General features: G+C 71.6%; 11 protein-coding genes. All 11 read right to left on the bottom strand.

Translation table 11 applies throughout. The features are described from left to right. Positions 1–9 precede the first annotated feature (9 nt). Positions 10–1,248 (bottom strand): cell division protein FtsZ, encoded by a 1,239-nt coding sequence (gene ftsZ / locus ACGFR7_RS16135; protein ID WP_393318792.1) that lies wholly within the window; start codon positions 1,246–1,248, stop codon positions 10–12. A 281-nt stretch (positions 1,249–1,529) separates the two neighbouring features. Further along, positions 1,530–2,345 (bottom strand): cell division protein FtsQ/DivIB, encoded by an 816-nt coding sequence (locus ACGFR7_RS16130; protein WP_393318789.1) that lies wholly within the window; start codon positions 2,343–2,345, stop codon positions 1,530–1,532. A 22-nt stretch (positions 2,346–2,367) separates the two neighbouring features. Continuing rightward, positions 2,368–3,459 (bottom strand): undecaprenyldiphospho-muramoylpentapeptide beta-N-acetylglucosaminyltransferase, encoded by a 1,092-nt coding sequence (murG, locus tag ACGFR7_RS16125; protein WP_393318786.1) that lies wholly within the window; start codon positions 3,457–3,459, stop codon positions 2,368–2,370. 6 nt (positions 3,460–3,465) lie between these two features. Next, the gene (gene ftsW / locus ACGFR7_RS16120; protein ID WP_393318783.1) at positions 3,466–4,812 is read right to left on the bottom strand and encodes a putative lipid II flippase FtsW; all 1,347 of its coding nucleotides are present in this window, start codon (positions 4,810–4,812) and stop codon (positions 3,466–3,468) included. A 59-nt stretch (positions 4,813–4,871) separates the two neighbouring features. After that, positions 4,872–6,314: a UDP-N-acetylmuramoyl-L-alanine--D-glutamate ligase gene (gene murD / locus ACGFR7_RS16115; RefSeq protein ID WP_393318780.1), complete on the bottom strand. Its 1,443-nt coding sequence runs from the start codon at positions 6,312–6,314 to the stop codon at positions 4,872–4,874. Next, positions 6,311–7,375, bottom strand: a complete 1,065-nt coding sequence (mraY, locus tag ACGFR7_RS16110) for a phospho-N-acetylmuramoyl-pentapeptide-transferase (protein ID WP_088801983.1) — start codon at positions 7,373–7,375, stop codon at positions 6,311–6,313. The genes murD and mraY overlap by 4 nt, the downstream gene beginning before the upstream one ends. 5 nt (positions 7,376–7,380) lie before the next feature. Next, entirely contained in the window at positions 7,381–8,832 is a 1,452-nt protein-coding gene (gene murF, locus ACGFR7_RS16105; protein WP_393318778.1) for a UDP-N-acetylmuramoyl-tripeptide--D-alanyl-D-alanine ligase, read from the bottom strand. A 62-nt stretch (positions 8,833–8,894) separates the two neighbouring features. Next, entirely contained in the window at positions 8,895–10,700 is a 1,806-nt protein-coding gene (locus ACGFR7_RS16100; protein ID WP_393318775.1) for a UDP-N-acetylmuramoyl-L-alanyl-D-glutamate--2,6-diaminopimelate ligase, read from the bottom strand. Between the two features lie 18 nt (positions 10,701–10,718). Beyond that, positions 10,719–12,731 (bottom strand): peptidoglycan D,D-transpeptidase FtsI family protein, encoded by a 2,013-nt coding sequence (locus ACGFR7_RS16095; protein ID WP_393318772.1) that lies wholly within the window; start codon positions 12,729–12,731, stop codon positions 10,719–10,721. A gap of 7 nt (positions 12,732–12,738) precedes the next feature. Beyond that, a complete protein-coding gene (locus ACGFR7_RS16090) occupies positions 12,739–13,455 on the bottom strand; it encodes a septum formation initiator family protein (RefSeq protein WP_393318769.1) in 717 nt (238 codons plus the stop codon). After that, complete coding sequence (rsmH, locus tag ACGFR7_RS16085) at positions 13,452–14,420, bottom strand: 16S rRNA (cytosine(1402)-N(4))-methyltransferase RsmH (protein WP_393318766.1); 969 nt, start codon at positions 14,418–14,420, stop codon at positions 13,452–13,454. The genes ACGFR7_RS16090 and rsmH overlap by 4 nt, the downstream gene beginning before the upstream one ends. Positions 14,421–14,564 lie beyond the last annotated feature (144 nt).

Here is a 14,564-nt window from a genome sequence, read left to right as displayed (position 1 = left end):
TGCTTTACGTCACTTCAGGAAGTCGGGGACGTCCAGTTCCTCGGCCGCGGAGTCCGAGTACGGACGGGCCGGGGGAACCTGCGGAGCGCTCGCCGGGGACGACGGAACCTCTCCCAGCGAGGAGGAGGAAGAGGAGGACTCGGCCGGGGCCGGCTCCTCGTCGCGCACCGGAACCGATCCCAGTCCGCCGAAGGACGACGAACGCGGCTCCGGCGGGGTGGCCGGACGGCTCGGGGCCGGGGTGGGCTCTTCGCGCTTGGGGGACGACAGCGCCGACTGGGCATCACGGCGGGCCGGCGGCTGACCGCCGTCGAAGCCCGCGGCGATGACCGTCACCCGGACCTCGTCGCCCAGCGCATCGTCGATGACCGCACCGAAGATGATGTTGGCTTCCGGGTGCGCGGCCTCGCTGACCAGCTGTGCGGCCTCGTTGATCTCGAAGAGACCGAGGTCGGAACCGCCGGAGATGGAGAGCAGCACCCCGCGGGCGCCGTCGATGGAGGCCTCCAGGAGCGGCGAGGAGATCGCCATCTCCGCGGCGGCCACCGCACGGTCGTCGCCCCGTGCCGAGCCGATGCCCATGAGCGCGGAACCGGCCTCCGACATCACGGACTTGACGTCGGCGAAGTCGAGGTTGATCAGGCCCGGGGTGGTGATCAGATCGGTGATGCCCTGGACACCCGACAGCAGCACCTGGTCCGCGGACTTGAACGCGTCGAGCACGCTCACCTGGCGGTCCGAGATGGACAGCAGCCGGTCGTTGGGGATCACGATGAGGGTGTCGACCTCTTCGCGCAGCTGCGCGATGCCGTCCTCGGCCTGGTTGGCGCGACGGCGGCCCTCGAAGGTGAACGGGCGGGTGACCACACCGATCGTCAGGGCGCCCAGCGAGCGGGCGATGTTGGCGACGACGGGTGCGCCGCCGGTGCCGGTGCCGCCGCCCTCACCCGCGGTCACGAAGACCATGTCGGCCCCCTTGAGGACCTCCTCGATCTCCTCGCGGTGGTCCTCGGCCGCCTTGCGACCCACATCCGGGTTGGCGCCGGCTCCGAGTCCGCGCGTCATTTCGCGCCCGACGTCGAGCTTGACGTCGGCGTCGCTCATCAGCAGCGCCTGCGCATCGGTGTTGATCGCGATGAACTCGACGCCCTTGAGCCCGACCTCGATCATCCGGTTGATGGCGTTCACGCCACCGCCGCCGATGCCGACGACCTTGATGACTGCGAGGTAGTTCTGCGGTGCTGCCACGTCGAAGGCCTCTCGCCTCGAGTTACGTGTCGTCGCCGCACTGCGTGTGGACGCCGACTGATGCCGATGGGACGGTTCGTATTGCCGACCCGAACCCTAACGTTGAAGTTTAGGGTTACCTGTGCCTGTGTTCCTTGGTTCCATAGTCCCTTTGGAACGAGACACTAAGTCGACAAGGCGCGCGCGTTCAACGAACACGCCGAACCTCCCGTTTTTCTTTTCACCCTATGTGATCACCCATAGTCGTAGCCATCCAGGGTGCTGGCCTGCGGCTCCGGACGTCAACTCCCCGATACCGCAGGGGCACTGGGGACCGAGACGTCGAAGTGGCGCCCGCCGTGTGCCGCTTTCAGCAGCGCGGTCAGCACCTTTGCCTTTTCGGCGCCCTCTTCGCGGCTGCCCCACGCCACCGTGCGGCCGCCGGTCAGTTCGAGGGAGACGGCGTCGTAGGACCGTACACGGACCTGGCGCACGTCCTTGCGCACGGCCGTGGGCAGATCCCGGGTGACCTCGACCGCGGCCCGTCGCAACCGGTCGATTCCGAACCGGTGCAGACTCGGGGAGTCGGAAACGGTCATTTCCAGAAGCGGAACCCCCTGGGGGGCCGTGCGAACGGTGGCGAACCGGACGCCCTCGGCGTCCACTTCGACAAACTTTCCGCCCGCCTGCATCAACAGTTCCGGCATTCTTTCGGTCACCTTCAGACCGATTGTGTGCGGCCAGGACCGCTCGACCTCCACGGTCTTGATGCGCGGCAGCCGCGCGCGCAGCCGCCGGGCGAGCGCGTCCGTGTCCACGGAGACCAGCGGCTCGTTCATCGGGGCGCGTGCCGCGGCGACGACCTCATGCGGCGTCAGCACGCGGGTGCCGGTGGCCTCGACGCGTTCCACCCGGAGCCAGTTCGAGGCGTAGAGCGCCCAGACGCCGAACGCGCCGAGCAGCACCGCGACGATCGTGATGATGATCAGACTGCGGCGGCCCGGCGCGCGAAGAGGAATGCGCACCCGCCTCAATCCCGTCGCGCGGGGTGGCGCGGCGGAGGGCGGGCCGGACGGTGACTTCTTCTCGCCGCGTCGGGCGGTTGCCGGTCCGGCCACGCTCCCTGCCTTCTCTCGTGCGCTACTTGTTGTGCTGCGCGATCGCCTCGTACACCATGCCGACCAGCAGCTCGTCGGCGTCCCTGCGGCCGAACTCGGAGGCCGCGCGGGACATCTCGTACAGCCGGTGCGGATCGGCCAGGACCGGGAGCACGCTGCTTTGCACCCACTCCGGGGTCAACTGGGCGTCATCGACCAGCAGGCCCCCGCCGGCGTTGACCAGCGGCTGGGCGTTGAGCCGCTGCTCGCCGTTGCCGATGGGCAGCGGGACGAAAGCGGCCGGCAGCCCGACGGCGGACAACTCGGCGACGGTCATCGCGCCCGCGCGGCAGAGCATCATGTCGGCCGCGGCGTACGCGAGATCCATCCGGTCCACGTACGGTACCGGGATATAGGGGGGCATCCCGGGCATGTTGTCCGCGTGCGGCAGTTCGTTCTTCGGACCGACCGCGTGCAGCACCTGGATCCCGGCGCGCTGGAGGGCCGGGACGGCGGCCTGGGTGACCTCGTTCAGCCGGCGGGCACCCTGCGAACCGCCGGACACCAGCAGGGTCGGGAGGTTGGGGTCGAGCCCGAAGGCGGCCCGCGCCTCCGGGCGGACCGCGGCACGGTCCAGGGTGGCGATGGTGCGGCGCAGCGGGATGCCGACGTAGCGGGCGCCGCGCAGCTTGCTGTCGGGGGTGCTGACGGCGACGAACTTGGCGTACCGCGAGCCGATCTTGTTGGCCAGGCCGGGGCGGGCGTTGGCCTCGTGGACGATGATCGGCACCCCGAGGCGCTTGGCGGCGAGGTAGCCGGGCAGCGCCACGTAGCCGCCGAAGCCGACGACGCAGTCCGCCTTGGTGCGCTCCAGGATCTGCTCGGCGGCCTTGATCGTGCCGCGCAGCCGCCCGGGGACGGTGATCAGCTCGGGGGTGGGCTTGCGCGGCAGCGGCACGGCCGGGATCAGACCCAGCTCATAGCCGCGTTCCGGGACGAGGCGGGTCTCCAGGCCCTTCTCCGTACCGAGTGCCGTGATCCCCACGGTGGGGTCCTGCCTCCGCAGTGCGTCCGCGAGGGCGAGCGCGGGCTCGATGTGGCCGGCGGTCCCCCCACCGGCGAGTACGACATGCACCGAAATTCACCGCTCTCCGGACGGCCGCTTCTTGACGCGCCGTCTCATCGTCTTCCATCTCACCCCAGCCGGTTTCCTTCCGGAACCCGGCTTCCGCGCCGACCGTGCCGACAACGCCGCCCGTGCAGCGGGCTCGTCACGCGCGAAGGCGATCAGCAGCCCGATGGCGAACATCGTCGGCAGCAGGGCGGAGCCTCCGTAGGAGAACAGCGGGAGCGGGACACCGGCGATCGGCAACAGGCCGAGCACCGCACCGATGTTGATCACTGCCTGAGCCGTGATCCAGGTGGTCACACCTCCCGCGGCGTACCGTACGAAGGGGTCCTCCGTGCGTCCGGCCACGCGGATACCCGCATAGCCTAGAGCCGCGAAGAGGGCCAGCACCGACAGCGTCCCCGCCAGACCCAGTTCCTCCCCGGTGATGGCGAAGATGAAGTCGGTGTGCGGTTCGGGGAGTTCTCCCCATTTTTCCATACTGGCGCCGAGGCCCGAACCGAAGAATCCGCCGGAGGCCAGCGCGTAGATGCCGTGCACGGCCTGCCAGCACTGGTCCCCGGGACCCGGATCGGTCGCGCCGATGCAGGCCAGCCGGGACATCCGGTTGGCGCTGGTCTTGATCAGCAGCGCCCCGATCAGCGCGGCGCTGCCCAGCACTCCCACGAACAGCCGGGTCGGGGCGCCGGCCAGCCACAGCAGCCCGAAGAGGATCGCCGTGAGAATGATCGCGGTGCCCATGTCGCCGCCGAGCATGATCAGCCCGAGCAGCAGGAACGCCACCGGGATCAGCGGCACCAGCAGGTGCTTCCACTGCGCCAGCAGCCGCTTGCCCTGTTTGCGGGCCAGCAGATCGGCGCCCCACAGCACCAGCGCGAGCTTGCCGAACTCGCTCGGTTGCATCTGGAAAGGGCCGCCGAGGTTGATCCAGTTCTGGTTGCCGTTGACCGCGACCCCTATGCCCGGAATCTGCACCAGGCACATCAGGAACACGGAGACGGCGAGCAGCGGATAGGCCAGCGTGCGGTGCAGCCGTACCGTCATCCGGGAGGCGGCCAGCAGCAGCCCGCCGCCCAGGACGGCGGCGAGCAGCTGCTTGCGGAAGAAGTACGTCGGGGCCAGGCCGGACTGCAACGCCTTGATCTGGGACGCCGAGTAGACCATCACCAGCCCCAGGACGGTGATCAGCAGGCTGCCGCCGAGGATCAGGTAGTAGGCGGTCAGCGGGCGGTCCCAGGCCCGTTTGAGGCGGGTGTGGAGCCCCCGGGGGCCCCCCGGTGTGCGGCCGGCGCGCGGCGTGCGCACCGCGGAGGGCCGGCGCGGACGCGACGGGGCCGGCTTCGCCGATCGGGCCGTCATCCTCGTCCCCTCCACAGGTGCGCTCGCCGCCGGCTGACGACGACAGCGGGGAGAAACGTCTAGTGATCCCGTGCGGTCAGTTCGCCGACCGCGTCGGCGAAGGCCTCGCCCCGCTTGTTGTAATTGACGAACATGTCCATCGAGGCACAGGCCGGAGCCAGCAGGACGGTGTCGCCGGGCTCGGCCAGGCGAGCCGCTTCCCTGACCGCCTCGGACATCGCCCCAGTGTCGGTCCGGTCGAGGTCGACCACCGGGACATCGGGGGCGTGTCGCGCCAGGGCTTCGCGAATCAGCGCCCGGTCGGCACCGACCAGCACCACACCGCGCAGCCGGGCCGCCGACTTCTGCACCAGCTCGTCGAAGGTCGCGCCCTTGGCGAGACCGCCGGCGATCCACACGATGTGCTCGTACGCCGCCAACGACGCCTCGGCGGCATGGGTGTTGGTGGCCTTGGAGTCGTCGACGTAGGCGATGCCGCCGAGCTCGGCGACGTGCTGGATGCGGTGGGCGTCCGGGTGGAAGGCGCGCAGTCCGTCGCGTACGGCGGCGGGGGCCACCCCGAAGGCACGGGCCAGCGCCGCGGCCGCGAGGGCGTTGGCGATGTTGTGCGGGGCCGCGGGCGTGACGTCCGAGACCTCCGCGAGCTCCTGGGCCTGCTGCTGCCGGTTCTCCACGAAGGCGCGGTCGACGAGGATGCCCTCGACGACGCCCACCTGGGAGGGCCCGGGGGTGCCCAGGGTGAAGCCGATGGCGCGGCAGCCTTCCTCGACGTCGGCCGCCCTGACCAGTTCCTCGGTCGCCGGGTCGGCGGCGTTGTAGACGCAGGCGACGGTGTTGCCCTCGTAGATACGGCCCTTGTCGGCGGCGTAGGCCGCCATGGAACCGTGCCAGTCCAGGTGGTCGGGGGCGAGGTTGAGGACGGCCGCGGAGTGCGCCCGTACGGAGGGCGCCCAGTGCAGCTGGTAACTGGAGAGCTCGACGGCGAGGACGTCGTACGACGCGCCGTCCGGCTGCCCCTCGCCGAGCACCACATCGACGAGCGGGACGCCGATGTTGCCGACGGCGGCGGTGCGCAGCCCCGCCGCCTCCAGGATCGAGGCCAGCATCCGGACGGTGGTGGTCTTGCCGTTGGTGCCGGTGACCGCCAGCCAGGGGGCGGCGTCGGGGCCGCGCAGCCGCCAGGCCAGTTCGACATCGCCCCACACCTCGACGCCCGCCTTCCCGGCCGCGGCGAAGAGCGGACTGGCCGGCTTCCACCCCGGGGTGGTGACGACCAGTTCCGTGCCCTCGGGGAGGGTGTCGCCGTCGCCCAGGCGGACGGTGGCCCCCAGCTCCTCCAGCTCGGCGGCCTGCGCACGCTCGCGCTCACCGTCGCTGCTGTTGACGACGGTGACGCGGGCGCCGAGGCCGGCCAGGGCGCGGGCGGCGGGAACGCCGCTCACGCCCAGGCCGGCAACGGTGATGTGCCGACCCGCGAAGTCCGCCGGGCTCTGGATGGTCACTTTGCCGCCTGCCAGCCGCCGTAGAAGATGCCGAGTCCCACGATGACGCACATGCCCTGGATGATCCAGAACCGCACCACCACAAGGACTTCGGACCACCCCTTGAGTTCGAAGTGGTGCTGGAGTGGCGCCATCCGGAAGACCCGCTTACCGGTGAGCCGGAACGAGCCGACCTGGATCACCACGGACATCGTGATCAGGACGAAGAGACCGCCGAGGATGGCCAGCAGCAGCTCCGTACGGGAGCAGATGGCCAGACCGGCCAGCGCGCCGCCCAGGGCCAGCGAACCGGTGTCCCCCATGAAGATCTTGGCGGGCGAGGTGTTCCACCACAGGAAGCCGAAGCAGGCGCCCATCAGGGCCGAGGCGACGACCGCGAGGTCGAGTGGGTCGCGGACCTCGTAACAGCCCGGTCCCGCGGTGATCTGGTTGGCGCACGACTCCTGGTGCTGCCAGATGCCGATGAACGTGTACGCGCCGAAGACCATCACCGAGGCGCCGGTGGCGAGGCCGTCGAGGCCGTCGGTGAGGTTCACGCCGTTGGACATCGCCAGGATCATGAACAGGGCCCAGATCACGAAGATCACCGGGCCGATCTGCCAGCCGAAGTCCTGGGTGAAGGAGAGCCGGTCGGACGCCGGGGTCTGCCCGCGCAGATCGGCGAACTGCAGGGAGAGCACGGCGAAGGCGATGCCGACGATCAGCTGGCCGGCCATCTTCGCCTTGGCCCGCAGGCCCAGCGAACGCTGCTTGACGATCTTGATGTAGTCGTCCAGGAAGCCGACCAGGCCCATGCCCGCCATCAGGAACAGCACCAGCACACCGGAGAAGGTGGGGTCACTGCTCGTGATGACCTTGGTCAGCACGTAGGCGATGATCGTGGCCAGGATGAAGGCGATACCACCCATGGTGGGCGTACCGCGCTTGCTGTGGTGGTCGCGCGGGCCGTCATCGCGGATGAACTGCCCGTATCCCTTTTTGGCCAGCAGCTTGATCAGCAGCGGGGTGCCGATCAAGGTCAGGAAGAGCCCGATCATTCCGGAGAAGAGGATCTGCTTCATCGAGTTCATCGGGACGCGGCTCCACCCTCGGCGCCCGCAGCGCCCTCGCGGCCGGCGTCATCCAGCAATGCTGCGGCAACCCGCTCCAGCCCCACCGACCTGGACGCCTTCACCAGCACGACGTCTCCCGGTCGCAGCTCGCTGCGCAACAGGTCGACCGCCGCCCGCGCGTCGGACACGTGCACCGACTCCTCACCCCACGAACCCTCGTTCTTGGCGCCCATGTCGAGCCAGGCCGCTTCCCTGCCGCCGACTGCCACGAGCTTGCTGACGTTGAGCCGGACGACCAGCCGCCCGACCGCGTCGTGTTCGGCGAGCGACTCCTCGCCGAGCTCGGCCATCTCACCGAGCACCGCCCACGTGCGACCGCCCTTCGCCTTGGCGGCTGTGCCCATGGCGACCAGCGCTCGCAGCGCCGCTCGCATGGACTCGGGGTTCGCGTTGTAGGCGTCGTTGACGACCGTCACGCCGTCCGCGCGCTCGGTGACCTCCATACGCCAACGGGAGAGCGTGCCGGCTTCGGAGAGCGCGGTGGCGATCTCGTCCACGGACATGCCCAACTCATGGGCGACGGCGGCCGCGGCGAGCGCGTTCGACACGTGGTGCTCACCGTACAGCCGCATGGTCACATCACTGCACCCGGAGGGTGTGTGAAGCGTGAAGGAGGGCTGACCGGCATCCGTGATCCGGACATTATCGGCACGTACGGCGGCGTCCGCGGCCTCACCGAACAGGATGGTGCGGGCCTTTGTGCGGGGGACCATGGCACGCACATACGGGTCGTCGGCGTTGAGCACCGCGACCCCGCCGTCCTCGGCCGCCGGCAGCTGCTCGACGAGTTCGCCCTTGGCCAGGGCGATCTGCTCCCGGCCGCCGAACTCGCCGATGTGCGCGCTGCCGACGTTGAGCACCACACCGATCCTCGGCGGGGTCAGCCCGGCGAGGTAGCGGATGTGGCCGACGCCGCGGGCGCCCATCTCCAGGACGAGGTGACGGGTGGTCTCATCGGCGCGCAGCGCGGTCAGCGGCAGCCCGATCTCGTTGTTGAGGTTGCCCTCCGGCCAGACCGTCGGGCCGGTGCGCTGCAGCAGCTGGGCGATCAGGTCCTTGGTGCTGGTCTTGCCGGCCGAGCCGGTGAGGCCGACGACGGTGGTGCCCAGCCGCTCGACGACGGCGCGGGCGAGCGCGCCGAGGGCGGCGACCACGTCGCCGACGACGATCGCGGGGACACCGACGGGGCGGGCGGCCAGGACGGCCACCGCGCCCGACTCGACGGCACCCGCCGCGAAGTCGTGGCCGTCCGCGCGGTCACCGGCGAAGGCCACGAAGAGTGCGCCGGGGCGTACCGCACGGGAGTCCGCCACGACCGGCCCGGTCACCCGGCGTCCGTCGTCCGGTATGTCGTGCTGCCGGCCGCCGACGATGCTCGCGATCTCGGCGAGCGACAGGGAGATCACAGGTCACCCCCGGCGAGGGGCGGGCGGTGACGGTGAAGGGGTTGTGCGCGCATGGCGGTGTGTCATCCCTGGTGGTTCGGGGGCGGTGACTGCTGCGACTGCTGTGACTTCAGCGAGTCCTCGATGGCATCGCGCAGCACCTGACGGTCGTCGAAGGGGCGTACCACTCCGGCGATGTCCTGGCCCTGCTCGTGGCCCTTGCCCGCGACGATCACGGTGTCGCCGGACTCGGCGCGGGCGACGGCGGCGGCGATGGCGGTGGCCCGCTCTTCCTCGACCAGCACCGTGCCGCGTTCGTGGATGGGGACCTCCGCGGCACCCGCGAGCATGGTGGCGAGGATGGAGAGCGGGTCCTCGCCACGCGGGTTGTCGGAGGTCAGGATGGCCGTGTCGGCGAGCCGGGCCACCGCGGCACCCATCGGGCCGCGCTTGTGCGGGTCACGGTCGCCGCCGCAGCCGAGGACCGCGTGCAGCTTGCCGTCGGTGACCTTGCGCAGCGCGCGCAGAACCGATTCGACGGCGTCGGTCTTGTGGGCGTAGTCGACGACCGCCAGGTACGGCTGTCCGGCGTCGATGCGCTCCAGGCGGCCGGGGACGCCGGGCACCGCGGCGACGCCGTCGGCCGCGGTCTGCGCGTCGATGCCGGCGACGACCAGCGAGACGATCGCGGCCAGCGCGTTGGCGACGTTGAACGGGCCGGCGATCGGGGAGGCGGCGCGCAGGGTCCGGCCGTCCGGCCCGTGCACGGTGAAGGTCGAGCCGAGTGCGCCGACCTCGACGTCCGAGGCCCGCCAGTCCGCGTCCGGGTGGCCCTCGGCGGAGAAGGTGGTGACCGGCACCTCGGACTCGCCCTCGGCCAGCCGCTTGCCGTACTCGTCGTCGAGGTTGACGACGCCGGCCCGGCTGCGGGCCTTGGTGAAGAGCTGGGCCTTGGCCTGGAAGTAGTCCTCCATCCCGGAGTGGAACTCCATGTGCTCCGGGCTGAGGTTGTTGAAGATCGCGACGTCGAAGACGCAGCCGTCGACCCGGCCGAGGACCAGGGCGTGGCTGGAGACCTCCATGGCGACGGCGCGGACGCCGCGCTCGCGCATCACGGCGAACAGCGCCTGCAGGTCGGTGGCCTCGGGGGTGGTGCGCTCGGACTTGATCCGCTCGTCGCCGATACGGGTCTCGACGGTGCCGATCAGGCCGGTGAGTCCCCCGTCGGCATGCTTCGCGGCGGCCGCCCGCAGCCCGCCCTCGATGAGGTAGGCGGTGGTGGTCTTGCCGGAGGTGCCGGTGATGCCGATCTGGAGGAGGTCCTCGCCCGGCGCTCCGTAGATCGAGACGGCCAGGGAGCCCATCCGGGCGCGCGGGTTCTCGACGACGAGGGCCGGCAGGCCGGTCGCCACGGCGCGCTCGGCGCCCGTCGGGTCGGTCAGGATCGCCGCGGCGCCGAGGTCGGCGGCCTGGGCGACGAAGTCGGCGCCGTGCAGACGGGCGCCGGGCAGCGCGGCGTAGACGTCGCCGGGGCGGACCGCCCGGGAGTCATGGGTGATGCCGGTGACCATCACTGGCCGCGCGGCGTCAGCCGCTCCGGTGGAGCCGGTGCCTGCACCGGGGTGGCCGGGATCCGGGGCGGGGCATCCCAGCTGCTCGGCCAGGTCCGCCAGGGGGGTGGGGCGGACCGTTTCAGGGCGCGGGGCTCCCGGATAGGTGCCGGGCCCGCCCTTCTCGGCGTGCTGGGCTTTCGGGGACTGATCAGCGTGTGACACGGCGGTGAGCGTACCGGGCACCACTGGCCCGGGGCGAAGTGAGGGCCGTGGGGAGGAGCAGTTTCCCGCGACGGGGGTGCCGTCGGGGGTGCCGTCGGGGGTGATGGTCGTCACGGCGGAATTGCCTCGATTTCATTGGCCTGGCGTGAAGGTGACCGGCAGCCGCGGGGGCCCCGCGCCGGTCGGCGGGACCTGGAGGGTTTTCAGCGCGAAGGCCATGACCTGCTGGTAGATCGGGCCACAGACCTGGCCGCCGAAATAGCTGCCCGTGGTGGGGTTCTGCACGGCGCAGTAGACCGTGATGCGGGGCTTGTCGGCGGGTGCGAAGCCGGCGAAGGACGCGGTGTAGCCGTGGTAGCGGCCGGTTTTGGGGTCCACCCGGTTGGACGTTCCGGTTTTGCCGCCGACGCGGTAGCCGTCGATCTTCGCCTTGGCTCCGGTGCCCTCCTCGTCGTCGACCACCGATTCGAGCATGGTGGCGAGGGTGCGCGCGGTCTTCGGGCTGACCACGCGGTTCCTGCCGGGCTTGGGCGCCGGTACGTAGTGGCCGTCGGGTCCGGTGCTGCCGCGGACCAGGGTGGGGGCGATGCGCTCGCCGCCGCCTGCGATCGTGGAGTAGACGGAGGCGGCCTGCACGGCGTTGAGGGACAGTCCCTGGCCGAACGGGATGGTGAACTGCTGCGAGGTGTTCCAGTCCTGCGGCTTGGCCAGGATGCCGTCGGTCTCCCCGGGGAAGCCGAGCCCGGTCGGCTTCCCGATACCGAACTTCCGCAGGTACGAGTAGAGGACCTGGTTGGCCTGGGGCTGGGTCCGGCCCAGCTGGCCGGCGGCGAGGATCGTGCCGATGTTGCTGGACTTGGCGAGCACGCCGTTGAGCGTCAGGTGCCAGGTGGCGTGGTCGACGTCGTCCGCGAACAGCCGGTCGCCGCGGTGCAGCCGGTTGGGCACGGTGACGCGGGTGGAGGACGTGGCGACGCCCTCCTCCAGGACGGCGGCCATCGACATCAGCTTGCTGGTGGACCCCGGCTCGAAGGCGTCGGACAGCGCGGCATTGCCCAGCGCCTCCGGATCGGCCTTCGACACCTCGTTGGGGTCGAACCCGGGGGCGTTGGCGAGCGCCAGGATCTCTCCGGTGCGGGTGTCCTGGACGACGACGTAGCCGCGGTCGGCGTTCGACTTGGCGACCTGCTCGGTGATGGCCTGCTGGGCGGCCCACTGGATGTCGCGGTCGAGGGTGAGCTCGACGTCGCTGCCGGGGACGGCGGGGTGTTCCTGGGTGTCGGCGGTGGGCACCCGGCGGCCGCCGGACTGGGCGTAGACGAGCTTGCCGTCCTTGCCGGCCAGCTGCTTGTTCAGCAGCGCCTCCAGGCCGCCGCCGCCCTTGCCGGCCCCGTTGACGAAGCCGAGGACGCCGGAGGCGAGGTCCTTGTTCGGGTAGAGGCGCTTGCTGTGCTTGTCGGCGAAGATCCCGACCAGGACGTCGGGGCGGGGTGCGCTCTTGGGCGCGGCGGCCGCCTTGGCGTCGAGGCCGGCGCGCAGGTCCTTGATCCGCTTCCAGACCTGCGGGGAGCGCTGCCGGGCGAGCAGGACGTAGCGCGCCTTGGGCTGGTCGAGCTTGGTGGCGAGGGTGGCCTTGTCCTCGCCGAGGATCGGCGCGAGCAGCGCGGCGGCCCGCTGCGGAGCGTCGTGGATCTTGGTCTTGGCAGGCGCCAGCAGGCTCGGGTCGGCGGTGATGTCGTACGCGTCGACGGTGGTGGCGAGATCCACGCCGTTGCGGTCGGTGATCGCACCGCGCTCGGCCGCCAGCTTGACCGGCACATAGCGGTTCTCGTTGGCCTTGGCGGCGAACGCCCCGGCGTCCACGGCCTGTACCTGGAAGAGGCGTACGACGAAGACCAGCATCACCAGCGTCAGCGCGAGGGAGACCAGCCGCAGCCGGGGGCGCGGGTTGCCCAGGCGGAGCACCGGGGCACCGGAGCGGGGACGTACGGGGCGGCGGGCGGGGGGCCGGGGACCCGGCCGGGGCGCGGGGCGTCCGGCGGGCGGGCGGCCGCCTCGGCCACCGGCCTGGCCGCCGCGACCGCCCGCCTGGCCGCCGCGCTGGGCGGGGCGTGGCACCCGGCGGGGGTCCCTGGGCTCGGTCATGCCGCGATCACCTGCCGGAGGTCGTCGGGGAGAGGGCGGCCGGGGCGCCGGGCGCGGGTGCGGGTGCGGGTGCGGGTGCGGGTGCGGGCGCCGGTGCCGGGGCGGTGGAGGCGGTACCGGTGAACGGGACGCGCAGGACGGAGGAGATCAGGGCGGCCCGGGCGACCGGGGCGGCGGGGTCACGGGGGGCGCCGGGTGTCCGCACGACGCTGTCCGGGACCGGCCCGCCGGCAAGGGCCGGCACCGGCGGGAGCAGCGGGGCGGGCGGGACCCGGTGTGCGGACGGGGCACGGTGGCCGGCCGCGCTCGTCGCCGACGGCTCGGCGGAGGTGCTCAGCGGTGCCCCGTCCGAGGTGGCCGGGCCCGTCCTGCCGCGGATGGTGCCGTCCGGGAGCAGGAACGCGGGGCTGCCGCCCGGCACCATCCCCAGCCGGCGGGCCCGCCGCTCCAGCGCGCCGGGGGCCGAGTACGCGTCCACGTCCTGCTGCAGCGCCTGCTGCTCGTCCGTCAGCTCGTCGGTCTTCTTCTCCAGCTTGCTGAGCTCGAACGACCCCTGGTTGAGGGCGGAGTTGAGCAGCAGCAGGGTGATCAGGCCGGAGCCGAGCAGGACGACGATGAGGACCACGAACGGCGTGCGCGCCGCGGTGCCGGCGGATCCGGCGCCGGAGGGGAACAGCGCGGCCAGGCGTTTTTGCCTGCCGCGCGGCCGCCCCTGGTCTTTCACGCGGTGTCCTCGACGTTCTCGCGGATACGCTCCGCGCCGCGCAGCCGGGCGGGGGCGGCGCGGCGGTTCTCGGCGACCTCCTCCTCCGTGGGGAGTTCGGCGCCGCGGGTCAGCAGCTTGAGCCGGGGCTGGTAGCGCTCGGGGACGACCGGCAGCCCGGCGGGCGCCGTATTGGCCGCTCCGGCCGCGAAGACCTGCTTGACCAGCCGGTCCTCCAACGAGTGGTAGGAGAGCACGGCGATCCGGCCGCCGACGGCGAGCGCCTTCACGGCGGCCGGGACGGCGCGCTCGACACTCGCCAGCTCACCGTTGACCTCGATGCGCAGTGCCTGGAAGGTGCGCTTGGCGGGATTGCCGCCGGTGCGCTTGGCGGCCTGCGGCAGCGCGTTGCGGATCAGCTCGACCAGCCGCGCGCTGGTGGTGAACGGCTCCTTGGCACGCTCCCGGACGACGGCCTCGACGATCCGCTTGGCCTGCTTCTCCTCCCCGTAGGAGCGCAGGATCCGGACCAGCTCACCGGGCGCATAGGTGTTGAGGACATCCGCGGCGCTGATGCCGGTCGTCTGGTCCATCCGCATGTCCAGCGGGGCGTCCTGCGCGTACGCGAAGCCGCGGTCGGCCTCGTCGAGCTGCATGGAGGACACGCCGAGGTCGAACAGGACGCCCTGGACGCGCGGGGTGCCGAGACGGTCGAGGACTTCGGGGAGCTCGTCATAGACGGCGTGCACCAGGGTGGCGCGCTCTCCGTAGGGGGCGAGCCGTTCGCCCGCGAGCTTCAGGGCCGAGGTGTCCCGGTCGAGGGCGATGAGCCGGGCCGCCGGGAAGGTGGCGAGCAGCGCCTCGCTGTGCCCACCGAGGCCGAGCGTGCAGTCGACGACGACAGCGCCGGGCTCGGCGAGGGCGGGGGCGAGCATGTCCAGGCACCGCTGGAGCATGACGGGGACGTGGCGAGTGCTGTTGGTCATGCGACGGCCCCGCTGCGCTCGGCCCGCCTGCGGGCGCCGTGTGCGCACCGCTTCCTGAATCGCTCGCTACGCTCGCTCATGTGCCTTCCGATGGGCTGGGCGGCAGGTGGGGCCCCGGCCGCTGGCTGGGGGATGCCGCACGTA

This window comes from Streptomyces sp. NPDC048516 (assembly GCF_043199875.1).
GTDB lineage: Bacteria > Actinomycetota > Actinomycetes > Streptomycetales > Streptomycetaceae > Streptomyces.
Note: the sequence above shows the minus strand (reverse complement) of the source record. Positions and strands in the feature narration are given on the sequence as shown.

Bases quoted from the DNA above. Each gene is read 5' to 3' on its own strand.
- rsmH (WP_393318766.1), bottom strand. From the start codon at position 14,420: ATGACCAACAGCACTCGCCACGTCCCCGTCATGCTCCAGCGGTGCCTG.
- ftsW (WP_393318783.1), bottom strand. From the start codon at position 4,812: ATGACGGCCCGATCGGCGAAGCCGGCCCCGTCGCGTCCGCGCCGGCCC.
- mraY (WP_088801983.1), bottom strand. From the start codon at position 7,375: ATGAAGCAGATCCTCTTCTCCGGAATGATCGGGCTCTTCCTGACCTTG.
- ACGFR7_RS16095 (WP_393318772.1), bottom strand. From the start codon at position 12,731: ATGACCGAGCCCAGGGACCCCCGCCGGGTGCCACGCCCCGCCCAGCGC.